Source organism: Acinetobacter sp. YH12144 (assembly GCF_013418345.1).
Lineage (GTDB): Bacteria > Pseudomonadota > Gammaproteobacteria > Pseudomonadales > Moraxellaceae > Acinetobacter > Acinetobacter amyesii.
Genome location: NZ_VPCD01000009.1, coordinates 123,256 through 147,271 on the forward strand (window position 1 = coordinate 123,256; position 24,016 = coordinate 147,271).

A 24,016-nucleotide genomic window follows, 5' to 3' on the forward strand; every position below is an offset into this window, starting at 1 on the left:
ATTTTTTAATTAATAAACCATGCGGTACATTAATTAGATTAATTATCCGAAATCAATGACCTTTTCGCCTTTTTTGGAATTTTTTCAGCAAATGAATGTCGGCCGCCCGAAAGACTTAGAAAAACGACAACGGATTTTAGAGTCTGCAAAACAATTATTTTTAGAAATGGGCTATCACGGTTGCAGCATGAATCAGATTGCGCAACATGCAGGGGTCACCAAACTGACGGTCTATAACCATTTTCAGGACAAAGCCACTTTATTTACCAGTGCAATTGAAGATACCTGTGAATATATTTTAAATACTCGCCCGCGACATCTGCACAGCGAAAGTCATTTTATGCAGGCTTTCGTAGAAATTTGTGAGTTGGGGCTGAACATCATGAATTTGCCAGAAGCCATTAAACTGGACTTATTACTTTTGGAGTTGGCTGCCGAACACAGTCCCTTGGTGGAACAGTTTTTCCGTGCCTCACATTTGAAAATGCGCCAAGTCTGGGAGAATTTCTTTCAAGACGCAGCAGCTTTAAATTTCATTCAGCAGGATAATCCTGCCCGACAAACTGAACTGATTGTGTCGCTACTGATGGGACTACGCCATCAAGAAGTCTTATTGGGCATGCGCCCAGTACCTGAAACAGCAGAGCGACAGGCCATTATTCACTCTGCCATCGACATCTTTATGCTGAAATATCAACTCGGCACACAGAGCTAAGCATTTTCTGAAATATTTCAAGGCTAAACTGAAACAAATGGCATAGCTATTGCTCATTTACCTAGAAAAGTCATCCGACTTTTGTCTGTACCCCCCTTTTGCCACAGCACTTTCGGGGTATAGTCGAGACAGGAATACGCGGAGAAATAACAAATGATTCAACAAATTGATGCTCCATTACGTGAAGACGTGCGCTTACTGGGCAATTTATTAGGTGAAACCCTAAAGCAGCATGCAGGACAAGATTTGTTTAATCAGGTAGAGCAAATTCGTGCTTTGTCTAAAGGCGCACGCGATGGACAAGTTGAAGCCGAAAAACAGTTAGAACAATTATTTTTAAATTTAAAAGATGAAGAAATTCTGCCACTGACCCGTGCATTTACGCACTTTCTCAACTTTGCCAATATTGCCGAACAATACAATGTGGTACGTAGCCGTCGCCAAAGTGAGTTTGATGAGCAAGCACCTTCACCGAATCCACTCGATCATTTATTTGAAAAATTTAAAAGCAATAACATCAGTGCGGAACAACTGTTCCAACAAATTTGTGAATTAAAAATTGAATTGGTCCTGACTGCACATCCAACCGAAGTCAGCCGCCGTACCTTGATCCAAAAATATGATGGGATTAATGATTGCCTGTTTAAAATGGATCAACAAAAACTTACGCCACGCGAACGCAAAGCCGTACTGGATGATTTAAAACAACTAATTTGCTCGGCATGGCAAACGGATGAAATTCGTCAACATCGCCCGACGCCTGTCGACGAAGCTAAATGGGGCTTCACGACCATTGAACAGACCTTGTGGAATGCTGTACCCAAATTCATGCGTGAATTGGATGGCATGGTTCAAGATCATTGTGGCAAGACGTTGCCTTTAAATGTTGCCCCTGTGCGCTTTGCGTCATGGATGGGCGGTGACCGTGATGGTAACCCAAACGTCACCCATAATATTACTCAAGAGGTGCTGTGGCTTTCACGTTGGAAAGCTGCCGACTTGTATTTACGCGATATCGAAGACCTGCGCTGGGAACTTTCGATTCAAGAATGCAGCAAAGAGCTTAGTGATGCCTTGGGTCATTTCCACCCTGAACCGTATCGTGAATATCTACGTGATGCGCGGGAACGCCTCAAAGCCACTCGTCACTGGTTGGCACTAAAACTCCGTGGCGAAGATGCTGACGATAGCCAAGTCATTAAAAGCCGCCATGAGCTGCTCGATCCACTATTGGTTTGCTACCGTTCACTGATTGACAGCGGTTTACCTGAAATTGCCAATGGTCAGTTACTCGACTTTATTCATCGGGTAAATTGTTTCGGTATCGAATTACTCAAATTAGATATCCGTCAGGAATCCACGCGTCATCGCCAAGCGATTTCTGCCATTACCGAATATTTAGGTTTAGGTAATTTTGAAACATGGACGGAGCAAGCCCGTCAAAACTTCTTAATTCAGGAACTGCAAAGCAAACGCCCACTGCTACCGAAGTTTTTAAATGAGCCGAAACAAAGTCTGATTGAACATCCAGATGTACAAGAAGTCTTTGCGACCATGCGCACTTTGGCAGAACAGCCACCTGAAAGTTTAGGGGCTTATATTATTTCCATGGCAGAGCATCCGAGCGATGTCTTGGCCGTATTGTTACTGCAAAAAGAAGCGGGCATCAAACAAGCGCTACGCGTTGTGCCACTGTTTGAAACTTTAAAAGATTTGGATGGTGCCGCCCGTACCATGAATACCCTATTCAATATGCATTGGTATAAGCAGCATATTCAGGGTAAACACGAAGTGATGATTGGCTATTCAGACTCAGCCAAAGATGCGGGCTTTATGTCGGCAAACTGGGCGCAGTATCGTGCGCAGGAAGAATTAACTGCGGTTGCGAAAAAGCATGATGTGCAACTGACATTATTCCATGGCCGTGGCGGTTCAATCAGCCGTGGTGGTGCGCCGACACAGCAAGCGCTGTTTTCACAGCCACCAGGCTCGATTTCAGGGGCGATCCGTGTCACAGAACAAGGGGAAATGATTCGCTTCAAGTTTGGATTAGAAGGCATTGCCTTACAAAACTTGGAAATTTACACCGCTGCGACCTTAGAAGCGACCTTATTGCCACCGCCTGAACCGAAACAGGAATGGCGTCAGCTCATGCACAGCATGACGGATCTGTCGGTACAGGTGTATCGTCAAACCGTGCGTGAAAATCCGCATTTTGTAAAATACCTACGGACTGTAACGCCAGAACTGGAACTACAAATGTTACCGCTCGGCTCACGCCCAGCCAAACGTAAAGTTAGCGGTGGGATTGAGTCTTTACGTGCGATTCCTTGGGTGTTCGCATGGACGCAAATCCGTTTGATGCTACCTGCTTGGCTTGGTACAGGTGCTGCGATTAATCAAGTGATTGATCAAGGTCAAAAGCAGACACTCGAAGAAATGTTAGAGCAATGGCCGTATTTCCAAACCCTGATTGATATGTTGGAAATGGTCTTGTCCAAAGCCGATGGTCATGTGGCGCTTTATTATGAGTCTCATCTGACGGATGACGCAGACCTCAAACAGTTGGGCGAAGAGTTACGTCAGCGTTTACGTGATGCGGTACAAACGCTATTAGCACTCAAAGGTGAATCGAAATTACTCAGCAGTAACGATGTGCTCGACCAATCCATGAAAGTACGTAAGCCCTATCTACTGCCGCTACATTTACTACAAGCCGAGTTAATGAAACGCCGTCGTGCTTATTTGGCAGCACGCCAAGCAGAAAATACGCCTGTTGATCATGCCTTGATGGTAAGTATTGCCGGTATCGCTGCCGGTCTACGTAATACTGGCTAAAACTTCCAACCCCAAACGAAGCACATCCATGGATGTGCTTTTTTTTTAAGCAATCACTTTAGCTTTAAATTGTTTAGGAATATATAAAATAAGAAAAATTTATGAACTAAGATAAAAAACCAACAATGATTAATTACATGATTTAACATTAATTTTACATATAAAAAACTTTTACCACTTGGTAAAAATACATGTAAAGTCAGGTAATTAATTTGAACAAAATATTTTTAAAAGTAATTAAATCTTCTAAAAAACAAGAGTATGATGTGCACAATTTATCTTTTGAGTGCTCATTTTATGTCCAATTGGTTTCCCAAATGGCGCCCATACGAAGGCAATATTGATGCACGTCCTGTCGGTACCAATGAGTATCTTCCGCCTGTGCAAAGTGTTGTATTGGGGATACAGCATGCCTTTGCAATGTTTGGTGCAACGGTTCTTGCACCATTCTTGATGGGCTTTGATGCCAACCTTGCAATTTTAATGTCGGGCATCTGTACCATCTTGTTCTTCTTTATGACTGGTGGTCGTGTACCAAGTTATCTGGGCTCAAGCTTTGCCTTTATTGGTGTGGTCATTGCCGCAACAGGTTATGCAGCGTCAGGTACTGGCGCGCCAAATGCCAATATCGCGATGGCTGCTGGCGGGATTATGGCCTGCGGTATTTTATATGCCATTTTTGGTTTTATCGTGATGGCAACGGGTACCCGTTGGATTGAAAAACTCATGCCACCTGTAGTGACAGGTGCAGTGGTGATGATCATTGGTCTCAACCTTGCCCCAGTGACCATTAAAGGGGTTGCCGGTAATAACTTTAATATGTGGATGGCTTTAGTAACCGTACTATGTATGGGTTCAATTGCTGTGTTCACCAAAGGTTTATTACAACGTCTATTACTCTTAGTTGGCCTTCTACTCGCTTACTTGGTGTATTACATCATTTCCAATGTCATGGGTCATGGCACACCAATCAATTTCGTTCCCGTACAAGAAGCCGCTTGGTTTGGTGTTCCGCACTTCCATTCACCCGTCTTTGACTTCAATGCCATGCTCATCATTGCACCGATTGCGTTGATTTTGGTTGCAGAAAACCTTGGTCACATCAAAGCTGTAGGTGCGATGACAGGTGAAAATCTCGATCCGCACATTGGTAAAGCCTTCGTTGCAGATGGTGTTGCAACCACACTTTCAGGCGGTGTCGGCGGTCCGGGTATGACAACCTATGGCGAAAATATTGGTGTGATGGCGGTAACACGTGTTTACTCGACCATCGTATTTGTATTTGCGGGTGTATTCGCCATCTTCCTTGGTCTTTCTCCAAAGTTTGGTGCGATTATTCATACTATTCCGCAAGCCATTTTGACAGGTGCATCGATTGTTGTATTTGGTCTAATTACCATTGCAGGTGCGAAAATCTGGATTGAAAACAAAGTCGATTTCTCAAAAAATAAAAACCTGATGGTGGCAGCAGTCACGATTATTTTAGGTACAGGTGACTTTGCACTTCAATTTGGTAACTTCAACTTAGGTGGTATTGGTACTGCTACATTTGCAGCGTTGATTTTGAACTGGTTCTTTAGCTTGGGCGACAAATCAGAATAAGCCCCAAGACATTTAAAAAAGAATACAACATTCATTTGAAAAGCGGCCGAAAGGTCGCTTTTTTTTATAGCTACTCTTTCGGTAAGATAAGGCATTAGCCAAGGAATACACCGTATGCGACTGGATTTGTTCGACCTTCAATTGGTACTGCACATTGTTGACAGCGGTAGTCTGACCAAAGGCGCTGCTCGTTCTGCCATCTCGCTACAAGCAGCCAGTGAACGAATTAAAAAACTCGAACAGCATTACCGCACGGCTCTGTTCACTCGCCAAGCCAAAGGAGTCAAACTGACCCTTGCCGGTCAAACCTTGGTTGAACATGCGCAGCACATCTTGCGTGAGGGGCAACAATTAGAACACGCTATGCTGCCCTTTGCTCACGGGCTGAGTTCCAATATGACCTTATGGTGTAATTCATCTGCACAAAGTGAATATTTACCGGTCTTGCTACCACGTTATTTGCTAGAAAATCCCAACACACAAATTGAGCTGCATGAAGCCGAGTCTAAAGACATCATTGCAGCGATTGAACAAGGCAATGCACAACTAGGTCTAATTTCGGGTTTCTTTAAATCCGAAAAGTTACAAACACTTGAGTTTGCAAATGATCCTTTGGTACTGATTTGTCCTCTAACTCATGAATTGGCCTCGATATCTAGCGTCAAACCCGCAGAGATTTTAAATTATCCCTTTGTCGGTTTGATGCAATATCATTCCTTGCAACAATCGATCGAGGCACAAGCCAAATTATTCGGCTGTGAAATTCAGTATCGGCTGCGTTTGCCGAACTTTGCCGCGATCGCGCAAGTGATAGCGAATGGTGTGGGCGTTGCCATCATGCCAAAACGTGCGGCCCAACGATTAATCAGTTTGTATGCCTTTGCACAAGTTGAGCTCAGCGGTGAATGGGCCAATCGAAAACTGCTCCTCACCGCACGTAATTTTGATGATCTACCCTTAAATTATCAGCATTTTAGTCAGTTTCTACTGTCACAAAAATCTGCGTTGGATAGCGAAGTCTAGGCTTTAAATCACGCCAAACTGGTGCAGCATCATATAGCTACCGAGGGCAATCAACCCGATAAAAAACACCTTACGGAATTTTTGTTCTGGAATGCGGTAACGGATTTTTTTCCCTGCCCACATGCCAATGAGCGCTGGAATCAGTGCCATGGCTGACATAGCATAATCAATCGGAAGATCTTCCACAGGATTTTGCTGTAAGAACACTGCCAAACAAATGGTTGATGTGGTAAAGGCCAAACCGAGTGACTGTACGAGATCATCGCGTTTGAGCTGCAAACCTTGCAAATATGGCACCACAGGGATCACCACCACACCGGTCGCAACAGTCAGCGCTCCACCGAGATAACCGATCATTGGAGATAGCCATTTTTCATGTGGTGCAAAGTTCGGCAAGCTTTTAGCACAAAGCCCATACAATCCATATAGTGCCAACATGCCCCCCAGTAAAGCTTCACTTTTAAATTCACCATGTCCTAAAGTTGGAAAAATACTCCAAATTGAACCGACGATAATCCCAAGTAACAAGGGCCAAAAGCGTTGAATTAGTCGCAGCACCTGCCCTTCGGCAAATAATTGCCAAAAGTTGGTGACCATAGATGGAATGATTAATAACGTCGCTGCCTGAAATGGACTGATCACCATGGTGAGTAAGCCCATCGATACCGCAGGCAGGCCTAACCCAATCGTGCCTTTAATTAGACCTGCGATTGCAAAAACTGTGATGACGAACCAAATCATGGCGAAACTCACTGAAGAATTGGTTCTATGCTATGCAATTCAGGCGCTTTGAAAAATCAGTGTTTTTGGAATAGAGCCTCAATGAAAAGTTGAGGCTATGCTTAAAATCAACTATAGACAAGGTAGTTGGATTCAATAAAAAAATAATTACAATTTATTTTAATTACTGTCATAACTACTCATTTGCTCTTCAGCTAATTCATAAGAACTTTCGAATTGATATTTCACCGTTTCATCTTGAATCGAATCAATAAATTTTTTTATTTTATTTTTATATTCAACGTTCCCAGATTTATACATTGATAGCAAATAGCCCCACTCACCATAAATATACTGAGGGTCATTTTTTGATACTTTCCTTAATTCTTCTTTTAAAATCAATGCTAAATCGGAATAACATTTTTCATATTCATCTTTCGATCTTTTAGCATAATAGCTTAACTCACACTGAGTCACTAAAAGTTCCTGACTGAAAGAGTCCTTTAACATTTTATTATTAAGATTATAAGCCTCTTCATACATGCCTGTTGCTAAGTAGATTTGCATTTCAATCTTTTGTCGTTCTTGATCATTCGTGATCTTTTTTATTTCAGACAAACTATCTTTCATTACTTTATCTGCGTTTTCTTTATCTCTCAGATTAAGTTTATTAATAGTATTTTTATAATCATTTATTATAGCTGTATCTTCTTTAGACAGCGTTGAAATTGATTCTTTTTTTTGAGCTTCTTTAACTTCATTCTGATTCAAACTAATTTTCTCAGACGAACAAGCAGTACTACCGAATATCAAAATGGTTAAGAAAATAAAAAAATGCTTCATCAAACTTTTCTCGATACAGAGTTTAAGGTTAAGACATGAGTTTTAAAGCTAAGAAATGATCCTAGACAGTATCGTGGACAACAGATCCCTCTAAATTCTTAAAATATTTCTGTTCAAAGGCTTCAGGACTTAACTTGCCAATTGCAGAATGCCTTCTGATTCGATTGTAGTAAATTTCAATATATTCAAACACGAAAGCATTAGCTTCCCTGAGCTGCTTGACGTCTTTTTCTAAGTCTAGAATACACTGTTGTCTTGCTGGAAGTTGACGTTTGCTTGAACCAACTGGATTAGCTTAGCAAATCCAGTTATCTAAGGTTGATACCCTACACCTAATTTATGGGCGATTGAAACTACAGACTCGTGTGAGTTTGAAAGCGCATAATAATTAGCTTGTTTATATTTTTAGACTACAGCGTTTAGCTATTTTTATATCTCTAAAGTTAACCTTACTTTATCTTTAGAGGGAAAATGTGCCCATTATTTTGTCTAGGATCAAACGACTATCTATTTATTCAGGATCTAAGTAGATAATTCCCACATCAATTTTATTAAGATGGTCAAAGCCTGCCCTATCTTCGGCAACTTGATCTACATAGAGGTCAGCATATTCAATTCTTTTTGTTTGATAATTAGGGAATGAAAAAAATAAATCTCCTGTACTATTAGCATAATCTACTGGAGGTTTCTTTAAATAGTATTTTTCAGTTTTAGCAGCAATAAAGAATTTTCCATTCGCATCTAATTTAGTATCAGGATCTGAAAGAATACCATTTACGCCAATATATCCTAATTTGTTTTTTAGAGGTAACTGGCTTTGTTGCATAAATATGTAAGCATCTGATTTAAATAAATTTAATTTTGGATCAAAAAATAATCAAAACCTTTAAAATCATATAGTTATGAAATCTTTGTGCAACAAAGCCTAATTGGATAAAGAATAACAAATAAAAAAATTAATAAAATTTCAAAATGTAAATCAAATCATTATTTTTCAGTTGGTGATATTAAAAAAGAACATTAATAAATTTGATCTAATCTCAAAAACTAAAAATTACGGTCGAATCTCTTTCAACTCACGTTGAATAAAATGCTGAATCATATCGCGGTATAAACGTTCCACAATATCTGCATTTACACCGTGCTCTGTGGCTTGTAGACGAATTTTACTTATCACCGCTTCGACACGTTCTGGTGATTGAACATCCTGTACTGAACGCTTAAAACGCACCGCTTGATCGACATAAAACTGACGTGCAGCAATGAGCTCAATAATCCCCTGATCAATCACATCAATCTGTGCGCGGGCTTGCTCTAATGACTCAACTTTTTCTTTCTTCATCTTCTCTGGCTTCACTTTCAGCGGTGTTTTCACTTTTATACTTCTCTTCTAACACATTACTGAAAATACTTTCAATCATCCAAACGCGGTATAAGCTATTAAATACATAGCTTTGACCTGCAATACGTAATTCTAAAACAGGAAAATCGGGCTGTGACTTCATCTCACAGTGCATATCATTTTCTTTTAATTTTTCAGCAATATCGTTAGTAGTCAGTTCAGAAATCTCTAACTCATACTGTAAAGCCTGAAAATGTGCTTTGAAGGATAAATCACGCCCTTTGGTCCATACGGCTTCCAAAATACGATACATCACATCAATACGCTGCTCTTCGGGCGCACTGTAGTAAAGCTGTGACATAGCTAATGTCGCAGCTTCTGTAGGCCGGCAAAATGGCGTGAACTTAACTTCTGTCCGTTTAGACAGACGTGTTGCCAAACTCCAATCAAACAGATCACGACCGTGATACGACAATGGATACACATTCAGCTGAATATTATAATAGTCCGCCAATTCCTCACGAATATAAGCCAACAGTAACCATGAAATCGGATCTTCCATCGCGATGTAGAGATCAAGCTCAGGATCGAGTCCCTGAATTTCATTCAACTCTTCTGCATCACTGATCAGGTGCTCACGCCATTCAATATGATTGATCATAAAGATCGGGTTATCTGTCAGGAGTTTTTGTTGTTTTAAACGGCGCGTTAAACGAAGTAAATCATCTACCGCATGGTACTTACGTTCGCCAAATTCAAAATAACCCGTCAAAATTGGTAAGTCAGAAAAGATCCGTTCTGGAAAATCTTGAGCTTTATGATGACGGCTGGCCATCGCATACAGTGTTCTCAGCTTGCCATACTGCTTTTGCCACAACATGTGGAACACATCTTCAAGTAAATAGAGAAAATCTTGGCCACGTAATGGGGTATTTTTTAGAATAATTTCGGCTTGTTCTAAAGCTTCAGCGGTCGGTTGTTCAGGTGTTTCATGAAAACTAAAACGATGCTGCCGCGCTAAAATTTGGGCATCATTCAGACAATATTGTTGCCATTCAATCGATGACATTTGATTAGGAGGTTCTGCACTCTGACGACAAATAATCACTTTTAGTGGCTTAATTTCATCACTGAGAATTTCTTCTAATTGAGGCAGTTGCTGCGCAGCCAAATAGCTATAGACATCATCCAGTCGAAGATAAACACTCAGACCTTGTTCCGTGGGTAACACCGCTTGTCGGGTCGGTTTCTGATAAAACCAACTCGATCGGATTGGATCGAACCAACGGCGTAACAGTGACATGCGTTTTTTGCCTCAAAATGATGAATTGTGCTGAGCACTGCCAGCACATGCTTAAATTCAACTTCTATTATGAAGCTGTTTTAAATGAGATATAAGCCTTGTGCAAAACTTATATCAAGTCAGGGCTAAATGTTCAATGTTTAACAATGGATTAGACGTCTAGATTTAGGTCAGTCACCGCACCTTTCTCCGCACCAGAGGTCAGCTTGGCAAATTTAGCCAAAGCGCCATGGGTATAATTCGGTTTCGGTTTGACCCAGGCCGCGCGACGTGCAGCAAGTTCATCCTCAGCCACATGCCACGTCATTTCACGGGTTTCAGCGTTAATTGATATTTTATCGCCGTTTTTGACCAAGCCAATTGGGCCGCCTTCATAGGCTTCTGGTGTCACATGACCAATCACAAAACCATGGCTGCCGCCCGAGAAACGCCCATCGGTCAACAGTGCGACGGATTGGCCTAGACCTTTACCAATAATCGCTGAAGTCGGTTTCAGCATTTCAGGCATACCCGGTCCGCCTTTCGGCCCAACACCGCGGATCACCACCACTTCACCTTCTTGTACTTCGCCATCTAAAATACCGCGCATGGCACCCTGCTCACCCTCAAATACCCGCGCAGGCCCTTCAAAATATAGCCCTTCTTTACCGGTAATTTTAGCCACTGCACCCGTCGGTGACAGATTGCCTTTCAGTACCACCAAGTGCGAATCCTTTTTGATCGGTGCATCAAATGGCAGAATAATTTGCTGACCTTCAGGATAATCCTCTACCTCGGCTAAGTTTTCTGCCAAAGTTTTGCCCGTAACCGTCAGGCAAGAACCATCGAGCATACCTGCCTTCAGCATGCGCTTCATCAGCGGCTGAATACCACCAATGGCGATCAGTTCCGACATTAAATATTTACCCGATGGCCGCACATCGGCCACCACAGGAATGTCTTTGCCAATGCGCGCAAAATCGTCCAAAGACAGTTCCACGCCTGCGGTATGCGCCATGGCAATCAAATGTAGTACGCCATTGGTTGAACCGCCTAAAGCAATCAGCACTTTAATCGAGTTTTCAAAAGCGGCTTTGGTCATAATGTCGCGCGGCTTAATATCGAGACGCAGCAGGTTCATCACGGCTTCACCTGCGCGTTGGCAATCTTCAATTTTATCTGCTGAAACTGCTTCCTGCGCCGATGAACCTGGCAAGCTCATGCCTAAGGCTTCAATCGCTGAAGCCATCGAATTGGCCGTATACATACCGCCGCACGAACCCGGCCCCGGCAGCGCGACTTCTTCAATCTGCTTCACTTGAATTTCATTGATTTCGCCTTTGGCATGCTGACCCACTGCTTCAAATACCGAGATCATGTCGGTATGACCTGCTCCGGGTTTAATGGTGCCACCATAAATAAACAGACCCGGACGGTTTAAACGCGCCAAACCCATGATACAGCCCGGCATGTTCTTGTCGCAGCCGCCTATGGCAATTACGCCATCATAGGCCTGACAGCCCACCACAGCTTCAATAGAGTCGGCAATGATTTCCCGCGACAGCAGTGAATACTTCATACCTTCAGTACCATTGGAAATGCCGTCAGAAATCGTAATAGTATTAAAAATAATGCCTTTACCGCCTGCGGCATTCACCCCGCTTTCAGCTTCACGCGCCAAGCCATCAATATGCATATTACACGGCGTGACATTGGCCCAAGTCGAGGCGATGCCTATAAATGGGCGCTTAAAGTCAGCATCTTGGAAGCCCGTGGCACGCATCATGGAACGTGCAGGCGCATTCTCTATGCCTTCATAAACAGGAGCAGAATGTTCGCGGATATTATTTTTACTCATTGTTCTTCCTTGGCGATCGCTGATTTTGGCTTCAGCTTTGGCGGGTTCTTTTAAATTTATTGTATAGAAAGCGCTCGGCATGTAAAAGAAATTACATCTCAACAAAAGAGATTTTTAGCGCATGCAATACCATTCAATCACATGACAAAGCGACATGGATGTCGCTGTTTTCCTGTATGGCAGGGATGCAATATCAGGAGAACAAAAGATTTTTGTTACTTTGGATCTTTCAAAAGTAAGGGATTGCCTACACAAAGCCATATAAATTATAGCTACTATTCGAGGCTGTCTTTTTAGAATTTTAATGACATCCACTAATTATTAAATTTTATTTAGTTGCTTCAAGAAACATTATTTTTAATCAGATTAAGAAATCTATAACTTAGAATTATTGTCCCATTATTTCATTTAAAAGCTGATTACAGCGGAGTCTTACCTCTATAAAAGCTAATTTTCGGAGCACGTATGTTACTTTTGTTTTGGCAAAAGTAACCAAAACCATTTGTCATCCGCAAAACTCGGCAACTGGTTGCAACTCAAAAATTGATCGCAGAAAAATCCACTTTTAAATTACCGTTTGCCTCAGACAGTTGCGGATGACATTTCCTCGTATCCAATGCAAGTTATGTAGATGTAAATTAAAAAAGCACCCCATGTGGAGTGCTTTTTAATTAAACATCTAAAGTTTAGATTTCACGTACTGCGCCTTTCGCCGCACTCGTGGTATGCATTGCATACGCTTTCAATGCTTTCGAAATTTTGCGTGGACGCTCTTCAACTGGATGCCAACCTTTGGCTTCTTGCGCTGCACGGCGAGCGGCCATGGTTGCTTCATCAACAGCAAGGTTGATGGTACGGTTTGGAATATCAATTTCGATTAAATCGCCATCTTCCACTAAACCAATTGCACCACCTTCTGCTGCTTCAGGTGAAACGTGACCAATAGACAGGCCTGACGAACCGCCCGAGAAACGACCGTCAGTCAATAATGCACATTCTTTGCCTAGACCTTTCGATTTTAAGTAGCTGGTTGGGTACAACATTTCTTGCATACCCGGACCACCACGTGGGCCTTCATAGCGAATCACAACCACATCACCGGCTTTGATTTCATTGCCCAAGATCGCCTCTACTGCTGAATCTTGGCTTTCAAACACACGTGCAGTACCGTTGAATTTCAAGATTGAATCATCTACACCCGCAGTTTTTACGATACAACCATCGAGCGCAATGTTGCCGTAAAGCACAGCTAAGCCACCGTCTTTCGAGAACGCATGTTCAGCATTACGGATCACGCCATTTTCACGGTCACCATCTAGTCGTTGGTAATATCGATCTTGTGAGAATGCGGTTTGCGTTGGTACACCGCCCGGCGCTGAACGGAAGAATTGGTAAACGTCTTCATTTTCAGTACGGATAATGTCCCATTTATCTAAAGCATCTTTTAAGCTTGCTTCGTGAACAGTACCTACAGATGTGTCCAATAAGCCTGCACGGTCTAATTCACCGAGAATGGACATGATACCGCCAGCACGGTGTACATCTTCCATATGTACGTCGTTTTTCGCAGGTGCAACTTTACATAGAACAGGCACTTTGCGAGATAAACGGTCAATGTCATCCATCGTGAAATCAACACCCGCTTCATTGGCAGCCGCCAACAAGTGTAGAACGGTATTGGTTGAACCACCCATCGCGATGTCTAAAGTCATGGCATTTTCATACGAGGCTTTGGTCACCATTTCACGTGGCAATACGCTGTAATCATCTTGTTCATAATGACGTTTAGCCAATTCAACAATTAAAGAGCCTGCGCGTTCGAATAATTTTTTACGGTTTGCATGTGTTGCCAGTGTAGAACCGTTACCCGGTAAAGACAGGCCCAATGCTTCTGTTAAGCAGTTCATTGAGTTTGCGGTGAACATACCTGAGCATGAACCACAAGTTGGGCATGCAGAGCGTTCGTATTCTGCTACTTCTTCATCAGTATAGTTGTCATCTGCAGCCACAATCATGGCATCAATCAAGTCGATCGCTTTGTCATTGCCGCGGATTTTGACTTTACCCGCTTCCATTGGGCCGCCAGAAACAAATACCACTGGAATGTTCAAGCGCATTGCCGCCATCAACATCCCTGGGGTAATTTTGTCACAGTTGGAAATACATACCATGGCATCGGCACAGTGCGCGCTCACCATGTATTCTACTGAGTCTGCAATCAAGTCACGTGAAGGCAATGAATACAGCATACCGTCATGGCCCATCGCAATACCGTCATCGACTGCAATGGTATTGAACTCTTTAGCTACACCGCCTGCTTGCTCAATTTGACGCGCCACGAGTTGACCAAGGTCTTTAAGATGAACGTGACCCGGTACAAATTGAGTAAATGAGTTCACGACGGCAATAATTGGTTTACCGAAGTCTTCATCTTTCATACCAGTTGCGCGCCATAAGCCGCGCGCACCCGCCATATTTCTTCCGTGTGTCGATGTTTTTGAACGATAGTCAGGCATTTTATATTTCCAACAAAGTTTGAGCTTGAAATGAATCCTACAGATTCACTCTGGCTAAATCATACTGACAATGATGTAAAATCAGTCGAATTTTAAACCTATCATACACCAAGCCATTGTTTTTAAAGATGGCTTTTTAAGCTGAGATTTGGGCAGATGGGTCTATCAATAAAAACGAGTGATTTGACGACAAAAATCTTTTAACTGAAATCTACTATACCGCCATCAATGGCTGCACAATACAAAACTTTCATGAATAATTTTTAAATTTTATATAAATATAATTTATTTAAAAATTGCAAATTTGCGATTTTGGGTTATGAAATCATTGAGCTTGGACAGCTTCAAAGTTGCAAAAATCAATTTCTAATGTTCTAAATTACGCATTAATCATTTGCTATAATCCACATATTCAACACAGATTCGGTTCATTCATTTTGAAAATCATCTTTGCCGGTACGCCAGAATTTGCCGCAACAGCACTAGCTGCATTGCTCAACACACAACATGAAATTGTTGCGGTATACACTCAACCTGACCGCAAAGCTGGACGTGGACAAAAACTCACAGCTTCTGCCGTAAAGCAATTGGCTTTAGAGCACCATCTTCCTGTTTACCAACCCCTTCATTTCAAATCATCGACTGAAGAAGGTTTAGCCGCACAAGCGGAATTAAAGGCCTTAAATGCCGATGTTATGGTGGTTGCAGCCTATGGTTTGATCTTGCCGCAAGTCGTGCTAGATACCCCGAAATATGGTTGCCTGAATATTCATGGTTCATTGCTGCCACGTTGGCGCGGTGCAGCACCGATTCAACGTGCCATCGCAACAGGTGATATTGAAACAGGTGTCACCATTATGAAAATGGCAGCCGGACTAGATACTGGCGACATGATGTATAAAACCATCTGCCCGATTGAAGCAACGGATACCTCTGCAACTTTGCATGACAAACTTGCAGAGCAAGGTGCAACTGCAATTGCTGCCGTTTTAGACACTGAACAAACATTGCAGCAATATTTAGACAGCCGTGAAGTTCAAGACGAAGCATTAACAGTTTATGCACATAAGCTATCAAAAGCTGAAGCAAAAATTGATTGGTCCATCGATGCCGTACAAATCGATCGCAACATCCGTGCCTTTAATCCGTGGCCGGTAGCATTTATTCAGTTAGATGAACAAAACAATTTACGCGTTTGGCATTCTGAACTTTCTGCTGCGTCTGCACCGAATGCTCAAGCAGGTGAAATCATTGCCATCGATAAAAAAGGCATACACGTTGCCTGTGCCAATGGCAGCGTGATTATTTTGACTTCTTTGCAATGGCCGGGTGCTAAACCACTCAACCCTGTACAAATTTTACAAACCCAAAAATTGACTATTGGACAAATTTTATAATGAAGCAATCTCCCAACGCCTCGACCCGAGACCTTAATTTACGTGCTCAGGTAGTGAAGACGTTATTGGCTGTCCAAAATGGTCAATCGCTGCAATCGGTACTCGCGCAGCAAATGAATATCGTGTCAGATAAAGACCGTGCGTTATTCCATGAATTGGTGCTTGGTTGTTTACGTCAATGGTACGCATTGAAACAACTGACTTTACCATTACTGTCTAAACCAGTAGATAACCAAGTGGTTGAAACCTGTTTATACCTTGGTTTGTACCAATTATTGTGTACCCGTGTCGCAGCTCATGCTGCAATTTCTGAAACGGTGGAAGCTGCAAAACAATTGGGTATGGGAAGTCTAAGTGGCTTAATCAACGCAATTTTGCGCCGTGCAACACGTGAAACAGAACAGTTCTACGACGTACTTGAACAAGCAACCAATTTACCAAGTTGGTTAACCAAACGTCTGAAAAAAGACTGGGGTGAACAATTTGACGAGCTCAGCTATGAGCTTAAACAAATTGCGCCACTGACGTTACGTGTTAATACACGTGAAGTCAGCCGTGATGAATACCTTGATATTTTGCAAGATGAAGGCATCGATGCACATCGCTGTGAACTGTCTGATGTCGGTATCGTGATGGATGAAAGTCTACATATTCCAAGCTTACCGGGCTTTGAAGCAGGTGGTTTTTCGGTACAAGATGAACATGCTCAACTGTGTGCAACACTATTACCAAATCTCGATGGTAAATTTGTGATTGATGCTTGTGCTGCGCCGGGTGGTAAAACCGCACATATTTTAGAGACTTTCCAACCGAAGAAACTCATTGCACTGGATCAAGATGAAAAGCGTCTAAAACGTGTGGTTGAAAACCTTGATCGTTTGGATCTCGATGGTAAACATGTTGAAATTCAGACTGCCGATGCCATCACCTATACTACTCCTGAGCTTGCTGATTGTATCGTGCTCGATGCACCATGTACTGCTGTCGGTGTAATGCGTCGTCATCCTGATATACGTTTACTACGTCAATCGGGCGACATTGCAAAAACTGTAGTGTTACAAAAACAAATTTTGGAAAACATGTGGAAGCAGCTTAAAGTCGGCGGCACGCTGCTTTATATCACATGCTCGATTTTAAAAGCTGAAAATGAACAGCAAATGGTTGAGTTCTTTGCCAATCATGCCGATGCCCAAGAAATTAAAATTGAAGCGGATTGGGGTGTTGAACAAATTCATGGTCGTCAATTGTTCCCGAAAGTGGGTTATGGCGATGGCTTCTTCTACTGCCTCATTCAAAAAACAGCTTAATCTACAATAGAATTTGCTTTTTAGTACCACATAAAAAAGGAACCCTCGGGTTCCTTTTTTATCAACGATGAAGCTTAATCTTCTTCATCTGGATGTTTTGCTAAATGGATCGACGCTAAGATCAAGCCGCCCCAAAGTAAAACCATTGAAATGATCATCATGATTAATGCAGATGTATTCATGTTATTTCTCCTCAGGGTTTTTGTCTTTCATGCAACTAAATACAATGGCACCAAGCACAAAGATCGCAATGACTAAACCGGCTACAGGCAATAACACGTCAACTGGATAACCACCATAGCCTTTAGATGCAACGTCTTTAATGGTTAATCCTAAAGCTACTAATAATGAAAGCGGAGTAACAACCGTTAATAAGAAGTTCCAACCAAAGCCCAATTTGATACTTGAATATTGATTCACATGATCACGTAATTGCGCAAGCAATGGACGACGGAACCACGACACCAAGATAATCGAGAACAAACCACCCGCCACGATACCAATGTTATTGGCAAAGTAGTCAATGATGTCAACGAAAGTAATCGCACTGTGGGTTGAGAAAATTAAGGTCGATACAATGGCAGAACCACCCGCAACAATCGTTACAGCTTTTTTACGTGACCAGCCGAATTTATCTTGGAACGACGCAATTGGCACTTCCAAAATACTCACCATTGAGGTGATCCCTGCTACAGCCAGTGACGAGAAGAACAAGAAACCAAATAAATCGCCGCCAGCACCTAAGCTAGAAATGATTTTCGGGAAAGCAATAAACGCAAGACCAATACCGCCTGAAACCACTTCATTTACAGGTACGCCCGCACTATGTGCCATAAAGCCCAATGCCGCAAAAATACCAATACCCGCTAAAATTTCAAATGATGAGTTGGCTAATGCAACGACTACACCTGAACCGGTCAAGTTGGTTTTTGCTTTTAAGTAAGACGCATAGGTCAACATAATCCCGAAACCAATCGATAACGAGAAGAAGATATGACCAAAGGCTGCTAACCATACTTTATAGTCAGTCATCGCATCCCAGTTTGGCGTAAAGAATGCATTTAAACCTTCTGTAGCACCCGGTAAACGCACTGCTTGAATCACCAAAATCGAGAACAAAATCACCAACAATGGAATAAAGATTTTATTCGAAAGCTCTACACCCTTCTTCACACCACCATATAAAATGAACATGGTAATCGCCCAAACAATCACCAATCCAAAAAATAAGGTCGGTACAAAACCAAAGGCAATTCCATCGGCATTTTGCAAGTAGGTATTAAAGAAGAAGCCTTGCGTATCTTCACCCCATTTTTGACCAATTGAGTAGAAAATATAACTGCCGGCCCATGACAATACGCTGGCATAGTAGATCCCGATGATGAGTGTCACCATCACTTGCCACCAGCCTAATGCCTCACTGTTCATAAGTTTTTTATATGCAGTAGGCGGTGCTTTTCGGAATTTATGCCCCACTGCATAATCTAAGAATAATAAAGGCAAACCCGCTGCAAAAATTGCAATTAAATAGGGAATTAAAAATGCACCGCCACCATTTTCATATGCTACGTAAGGGAAACGCCAAATGTTTCCCAAACCTACAGCGGAACCAATAGCGGCAATGATAAATCCTGATCGTGCCGACCAGTTTTCACGATTATCTGACATAGAACACCTAAACCTCAGGCATCTTTAACTGCTGCTTGTTATGGTTATATCGCGAGCAAAAAAAGAACCATAAAAATAAAATTCTGGGTGTTTGATCTGGTGAGATACCTTGTGAGCGTCTATACCAAATTGCAAACAGAAAAATCACATGCGCATTTTGGTTAAAAACACCACAAATAACTTTCCCTTTGTATGAATTAACAATACTCACTTTTTTTAAGTTTTTCTGTAATTTCTACGGCAAATATTCCATTTTTATAATGTGTTTAGGCTTAAATGTTCATTTAATCAGCTTATTTTTCATACAATTTAAGTTATCAATAATATAACTTTTAGGAATATCTTATTTCCAATTAAATTTTTAAAGTTATTTCACTCGATAATGTCCGGTAATTTGATAGGCATGTAAAATATCTTCTTCCTGTGTGCCCTCTCCAATATTATGGATGATGAGCGGAACATCGCTAGCTTTCACTTTACGATCTGAAACCACGCCGATATGCACTAAACCACGTCCTAAGTCCCAAGTGACAATATCTCCTGCCAAATACTGCTTATCTTTGACAACATAACCCTGACGTTGCATCCATGTTTGAATATTGGGAACACGCCGATGATCAATATTTTTATCGGTTCCTTTTAAGCCCCATTTTTGTGGATACTGCTTAAAATTGGCTTTCATATCTTCATGAATGGTTTGTTGTAAATCAATCCCTTGCTGTCGTAATGCACGAATTACCACGTCGGTACAAACACCCTTGATTAAAGGGACATCTCCCATTGGATAACGCAGTGCAGTATACGCAGGATCATAATATAAGGTTTTCCCAATTTGACTGCGTGCATCCGTCACCATTTGAGTGGCGTTAAAGGCAAAGACAGCCATATTCACGGTCATCAAACTGACCAATAATAAAATTCGTTTCATTTTTCTTATTCACTTTAGATTTTTTGAAATGATTCAAAAACTGGGCTTCGAACAGATCCATGCTAAACCAAGCCCATGTTTAAACGGCTACAATTTTATCGCCAATACGCGTTCTTCTTGCATATCTCGAATGGCAGACTGAATTCCTTCACGGCCTAAGCCAGAATCTTTTACGCCACCATAAGGCATGTTATCGACACGGAAAGATGGAATGTCATTAATAATCACTCCACCGACATCTAAGTGATTCCACGCATACAGCATTTTATTCAAATTTTGCGTATAGACGCCCGCTTGTAAACCAAAACGGCTGCTATTAATTTTGGCGATGCCTTTTTCAAAATTTTTGTATTTCTCTAAAATCGCTACAGGGCCAAAGATTTCATCTTTATACACTTCTAGTGATTCATCGACATTTTCCAATAAAATTGGATCGAGCAAAGCCCCCTGATGTTCACCACGAACCAATGCTTTAGCACCTTTTTTTACTGCTTTATCGACCCATTTATGCACGCGTGTTGCTTCCGCTTCCTTAATCATTGGACCGACCATGGTGCTTTCCAACTGAGGATCAGCCGCTTTAAGCTGCTTCATTCTCGCCACAAGTTTTTTCTTCACATCGGCATAGATATCGGCATGCACCAAGATGCGTTGTACGCTGATACATACCTGCCCTGCGTGGTTATACGCCCCACCGACTAAGCGCTCAATAAATGCCGCTGAAATTTCCGTATCAGGCTCAACCAATACCGCAGCGTTGCCACCGAGTTCCAAAGTCACTTTTTTACGTCCCGCACGCGCTTTCATATCCCACCCCACAACATCGGAACCGGTAAAGCTGAGCAGTTTAAATCGGTCGTCAGTGACCAATACATCTGCATGTTCACGTGGACAAGGTAAAACCGAAAAGGCACCTTTAGGTAGATCTGTTTCTGCTAAAACTTCCGCAATTTTTAAAGCTGAAATAGGCGTCAAACTTGCAGGCTTCAACACAAATGGACAGCCTGCAGCAATGGCAGGTGCAATTTTATGCGCAGTCAGATTGATCGGAAAATTAAACGGGCTGATCAACGATACAGGACCAATTGGCACATGTTTAACCATACCTTGATATCCAGATGCTGCTGCGGTAACCGCCAATGGGATCATGCGACCATCATCCATCTGTGTGACAGCATCGGCAGCAATTTGAAAGGTATTGATTAAACGTTCAACTTCAGCAGCTGCGGCTTTACGCGGTTTTCCACCTTCCGCAATTAAAATTTCAGTCAATTCTGCACGCATTTCATTAAAACGTTTAACACAGTGTAGTAAGATTTTTTGTTTTTGAAAAGGTTCCAATGCCGCCATTGCAGCGCTAGATTTAACCGCTGAATCAATGGCTTTTTCAATGGTTGCAGCATCTGCGAGTGCAACGCGTGCATATACGTCTTGGGTATATTTTTGATTCACTTCTAACCACTGATCGGTAGTCGCTGCTTTACCTGCAACATAGAGCGGATAATCTTTTATATCTTGTACGGCTTTGGACATGACGATATTTCCATGATCTTGAGACATTATTGATAAATGTGAATAAATCTATGCCTCTATCATGCGCTGACTGAGCACAGAGTTCACTATATTTAAGTAACAAAATGAACCACAAGCCTCAAACTTGATTACTTATACGCCCTGAACTTCATCCCCTATTTTCAGATCTCGGCTTGTACTGAAAAACGTATGATCGAGTCTCTATATAACAATGAAATTAAATTAGAAAAGGTGTGTAAAATAAAAAAATCTCATTATTTATCAATTTTTTAATAAATTATTCAACCTAAATTCAATGATAAGAATTATGAGTACAACATAAAAAAGCCCATCAAATGACGGGCTTTTTAAATCTATGTTTTAGCTATACGAACGCTGTGTTTTCACTGAAGCCTTATTCACATTTTCTAAAGCGGCAACCTCTTCATCCGTTTGCGCTTTGCGAATAAAGAACACTGCAATCGCTGCGATGACTACTGGAATTCCCACGGCCATAAAGTTAATTTGATGTGGCAATTCTTGTGATAATAAATAGCCGATCAGAATCGGGCCAACAATCGCACCTGTACGACCGACTGCAGATGCCCATCCAATACCTGTCGAACGTACAGACAACGGATAGTACTGTGCAACATAGCTATACAGCAAGATTTGCGAACCAATTGCCGATGCACCTGCGACAGCAACCAAAAGATAGATCACAGGCTGTGGTGAATTAAAGCCGAGTAACGATAGTGCCACAGCACCTGCGAGACATAATGTAATGATCACCGGTTTTAAATGGAATTTGTCAGCTAAAATACCGCCGCCAATCGTACCAATCACCGCACCAATATTCATCGCCAATAGGAAGGTCAAACTGCTACCTAATGAATAACCTGCGGCCATCATTAGTTTTGGTAACCAACTGCCTAATGCATAAAGGGTTAATAGACACATAAAGAAACACAGCCAAAACAACATCGTACTTACGCCACGACCTTGCTTATACAACGCTTTAACAGACGTTCCACCCGGAACCGCAACTTCAGTCAGTTCCAGTTGAGTATTTGCAGTCACCGTTTGCTCAGGTGCAATGGTTTGAATCATACGACGTGCTTCATCGTGACGATTCACCTTCACCAAAAATGTGAGCGATTCAGGTAAAAACTTCCAAGCAAATGGCAGCAGTAACAGTGGAATACCCGCAATGAAGAACATGATTTGCCAGCCATAATCCGCAGTAAACCATGAACCAAATAGAGCCGCCATGATGCCACCCATTGCATAACCACTGAACATAGTTGTCACTAAAGTACTGCGTAGATGCTTAGGTGCATATTCCGAAGTCAATGCCACAAGGTTCGGTAATACCCCACCAATACCAAGTCCAGCAATAAAACGTAAAGCACCAAATTCCGTAGGATTTGAAGCAAAACCACCTAAAAATGTGAATGTACTGAATAAAAATACACAAATCATGATAACTTTTTTACGGCCAATCTTATCAGCCAAAGTACCAAACATCATGGCACCAAACATCATTCCTGCAAGTGCTGTACTCGCTAGCATACCTGCCTGAACAGCTGTTAATCCCCAATCTTTCATCAATAAAGGCAGCGCAACACCATTGATCGCTAAGTCGTAACCATCAAATAAAATAAGAATTAGACACCACATCATGATGCTGAAATGCGATTTTGTGAACTTAGCGTTATCAACAACGCTATTCACATTCATTGTGCTTGTAGACATTGAACCTCACCTCCAATTGTGAGTTTTATTTTTCGCTACAATGCCGTTTTTGACTGTAAATTGTCCAAAATTACAAAGGTATAGACCCATACCTTTCAGATATATCCATGTTGTTTGGGAATAAAATGTCATAAAAACTCGAATATTTTTGAAATATTTATACATAAAAAAGTCGATGGACTGCGGGTCTAGTTTTTATAATGATTAATTATCAATGTGTTATTAGAAGCTAAATCACAATCAGACGATAGATTATTTGATATGAAAATTGTCAGAATAAAACTCAAATTTTATAGAAAAAAATCGCAGCTCTACGATCTAAGTCGTAGATTTCTAAATCATAAGTCATCAAGCATCACTTAAGTCGATAATTAGGCATTTAAACGGTTGTTTTGGCTTACTTACATTCAGGTTTTACGGCATTTAAAGCTGAGAATTCCTTAAATTGATGATTTTTTGAATGCATTGATTGTCTAATAATCACCCATGTTTAGATGATTCAAGCATCAATTTATCTATATTTTTCTCCTTTTCCCTTTTTCCTTTTTTCTCCTTGCATAAAAAAACACCCCCTGAGATATCAGGGGGTGTTTCGAATAATGAGCTGGCGATGACTTACTCTCACATGGGTAACCCCACACTACCATCAGCGCTAAGAGGTTTCACTTCTGAGTTCGGGAAGGGATCAGGTGGTTCACTCTTGCTATTGT

Annotated in this window: 19 protein-coding genes and 1 rRNA gene; 6 read left to right on the forward strand and 14 right to left on the reverse strand. The window is 41.7% G+C overall.

What is annotated here, in order from left to right; genetic code table 11:
- Window positions 1–91 precede the first annotated feature (91 nt).
- From FTU79_RS07950 to FTU79_RS07965, 4 genes are all read left to right on the forward strand, one after another.
- Window positions 92–715, forward strand: coding sequence for a TetR/AcrR family transcriptional regulator (locus FTU79_RS07950; RefSeq protein WP_143221706.1), 624 nt, complete (start codon window positions 92–94; stop codon window positions 713–715).
- 153 nt (window positions 716–868) lie between these two features.
- Window positions 869–3,553: a phosphoenolpyruvate carboxylase gene (gene ppc, locus FTU79_RS07955; protein WP_180005349.1), complete on the forward strand. Its 2,685-nt coding sequence runs from the start codon at window positions 869–871 to the stop codon at window positions 3,551–3,553.
- Window positions 3,554–3,850: 297 nt separating this feature from the next.
- Window positions 3,851–5,155: a solute carrier family 23 protein gene (locus FTU79_RS07960; protein ID WP_078191643.1), complete on the forward strand. Its 1,305-nt coding sequence runs from the start codon at window positions 3,851–3,853 to the stop codon at window positions 5,153–5,155.
- 114 nt (window positions 5,156–5,269) lie between these two features.
- Window positions 5,270–6,178, forward strand: coding sequence for a LysR family transcriptional regulator (locus tag FTU79_RS07965; protein ID WP_180049571.1), 909 nt, complete (start codon window positions 5,270–5,272; stop codon window positions 6,176–6,178).
- A 3-nt stretch (window positions 6,179–6,181) separates the two neighbouring features.
- Here FTU79_RS07965 and FTU79_RS07970 read toward each other — a convergent pair whose 3' ends face one another.
- The 8 genes from FTU79_RS07970 to ilvD (FTU79_RS08010) all read right to left on the reverse strand — a co-directional run bounded on the left by FTU79_RS07970 (window position 6,182) and on the right by ilvD (FTU79_RS08010) (window position 14,739).
- The gene (locus tag FTU79_RS07970) at window positions 6,182–6,919 is read right to left on the reverse strand and encodes a sulfite exporter TauE/SafE family protein (RefSeq protein WP_180049573.1); all 738 of its coding nucleotides are present in this window, start codon (window positions 6,917–6,919) and stop codon (window positions 6,182–6,184) included.
- Window positions 6,920–7,078: 159 nt separating this feature from the next.
- Entirely contained in the window at window positions 7,079–7,741 is a 663-nt protein-coding gene (locus tag FTU79_RS07975; protein ID WP_180049575.1) for a hypothetical protein, read from the reverse strand.
- Between the two features lie 61 nt (window positions 7,742–7,802).
- A complete protein-coding gene (locus tag FTU79_RS07980) occupies window positions 7,803–7,985 on the reverse strand; it encodes an IS3 family transposase (protein WP_373685654.1) in 183 nt (60 codons plus the stop codon).
- A 267-nt stretch (window positions 7,986–8,252) separates the two neighbouring features.
- Window positions 8,253–8,567, reverse strand: a complete 315-nt coding sequence (locus FTU79_RS07990) for a hypothetical protein (RefSeq protein ID WP_180049577.1) — start codon at window positions 8,565–8,567, stop codon at window positions 8,253–8,255.
- A 228-nt stretch (window positions 8,568–8,795) separates the two neighbouring features.
- A complete protein-coding gene (locus tag FTU79_RS07995; RefSeq protein WP_078191648.1) occupies window positions 8,796–9,083 on the reverse strand; it encodes a chorismate mutase in 288 nt (95 codons plus the stop codon).
- On the reverse strand, window positions 9,064–10,386 hold the full coding sequence (locus FTU79_RS08000) for a hypothetical protein (RefSeq protein ID WP_180049579.1): 1,323 nt from the start codon (window positions 10,384–10,386) through the stop codon (window positions 9,064–9,066). The genes FTU79_RS07995 and FTU79_RS08000 overlap by 20 nt, the downstream gene beginning before the upstream one ends.
- A gap of 151 nt (window positions 10,387–10,537) precedes the next feature.
- Window positions 10,538–12,223, reverse strand: a complete 1,686-nt coding sequence (gene ilvD, locus FTU79_RS08005; protein WP_180049581.1) for a dihydroxy-acid dehydratase — start codon at window positions 12,221–12,223, stop codon at window positions 10,538–10,540.
- Between the two features lie 686 nt (window positions 12,224–12,909).
- A complete protein-coding gene (gene ilvD / locus FTU79_RS08010) occupies window positions 12,910–14,739 on the reverse strand; it encodes a dihydroxy-acid dehydratase (RefSeq protein ID WP_111885144.1) in 1,830 nt (609 codons plus the stop codon).
- A gap of 437 nt (window positions 14,740–15,176) precedes the next feature.
- Between ilvD (FTU79_RS08010) and fmt the strand changes: the two genes are divergently transcribed.
- Window positions 15,177–16,136, forward strand: coding sequence for a methionyl-tRNA formyltransferase (gene fmt, locus FTU79_RS08015; protein WP_180005357.1), 960 nt, complete (start codon window positions 15,177–15,179; stop codon window positions 16,134–16,136).
- Window positions 16,136–17,443, forward strand: coding sequence for a 16S rRNA (cytosine(967)-C(5))-methyltransferase RsmB (gene rsmB / locus FTU79_RS08020; RefSeq protein WP_180049583.1), 1,308 nt, complete (start codon window positions 16,136–16,138; stop codon window positions 17,441–17,443). The genes fmt and rsmB overlap by 1 nt, the downstream gene beginning before the upstream one ends.
- 74 nt (window positions 17,444–17,517) lie before the next feature.
- Here the strand turns inward: rsmB and FTU79_RS08025 are convergent, their stop codons facing one another.
- The 6 genes from FTU79_RS08025 to rrf all read right to left on the reverse strand — a co-directional run.
- Complete coding sequence (locus FTU79_RS08025) at window positions 17,518–17,625, reverse strand: methionine/alanine import family NSS transporter small subunit (protein ID WP_078194501.1); 108 nt, start codon at window positions 17,623–17,625, stop codon at window positions 17,518–17,520.
- Window position 17,626: 1 nt separating this feature from the next.
- Window positions 17,627–19,111, reverse strand: a complete 1,485-nt coding sequence (locus tag FTU79_RS08030; RefSeq protein WP_111885142.1) for a sodium-dependent transporter — start codon at window positions 19,109–19,111, stop codon at window positions 17,627–17,629.
- Window positions 19,112–19,478: 367 nt separating this feature from the next.
- Complete coding sequence (locus tag FTU79_RS08035; RefSeq protein WP_373685453.1) at window positions 19,479–20,009, reverse strand: DUF1287 domain-containing protein; 531 nt, start codon at window positions 20,007–20,009, stop codon at window positions 19,479–19,481.
- A gap of 117 nt (window positions 20,010–20,126) precedes the next feature.
- A complete protein-coding gene (locus FTU79_RS08040) occupies window positions 20,127–21,572 on the reverse strand; it encodes an aldehyde dehydrogenase family protein (protein WP_180049585.1) in 1,446 nt (481 codons plus the stop codon).
- A 360-nt stretch (window positions 21,573–21,932) separates the two neighbouring features.
- Window positions 21,933–23,306, reverse strand: coding sequence for an MFS transporter (locus tag FTU79_RS08045; protein ID WP_180049587.1), 1,374 nt, complete (start codon window positions 23,304–23,306; stop codon window positions 21,933–21,935).
- Between the two features lie 602 nt (window positions 23,307–23,908).
- Window positions 23,909–24,016, reverse strand: a 5S ribosomal RNA gene (rrf, locus tag FTU79_RS08050); the annotation flags it as partial.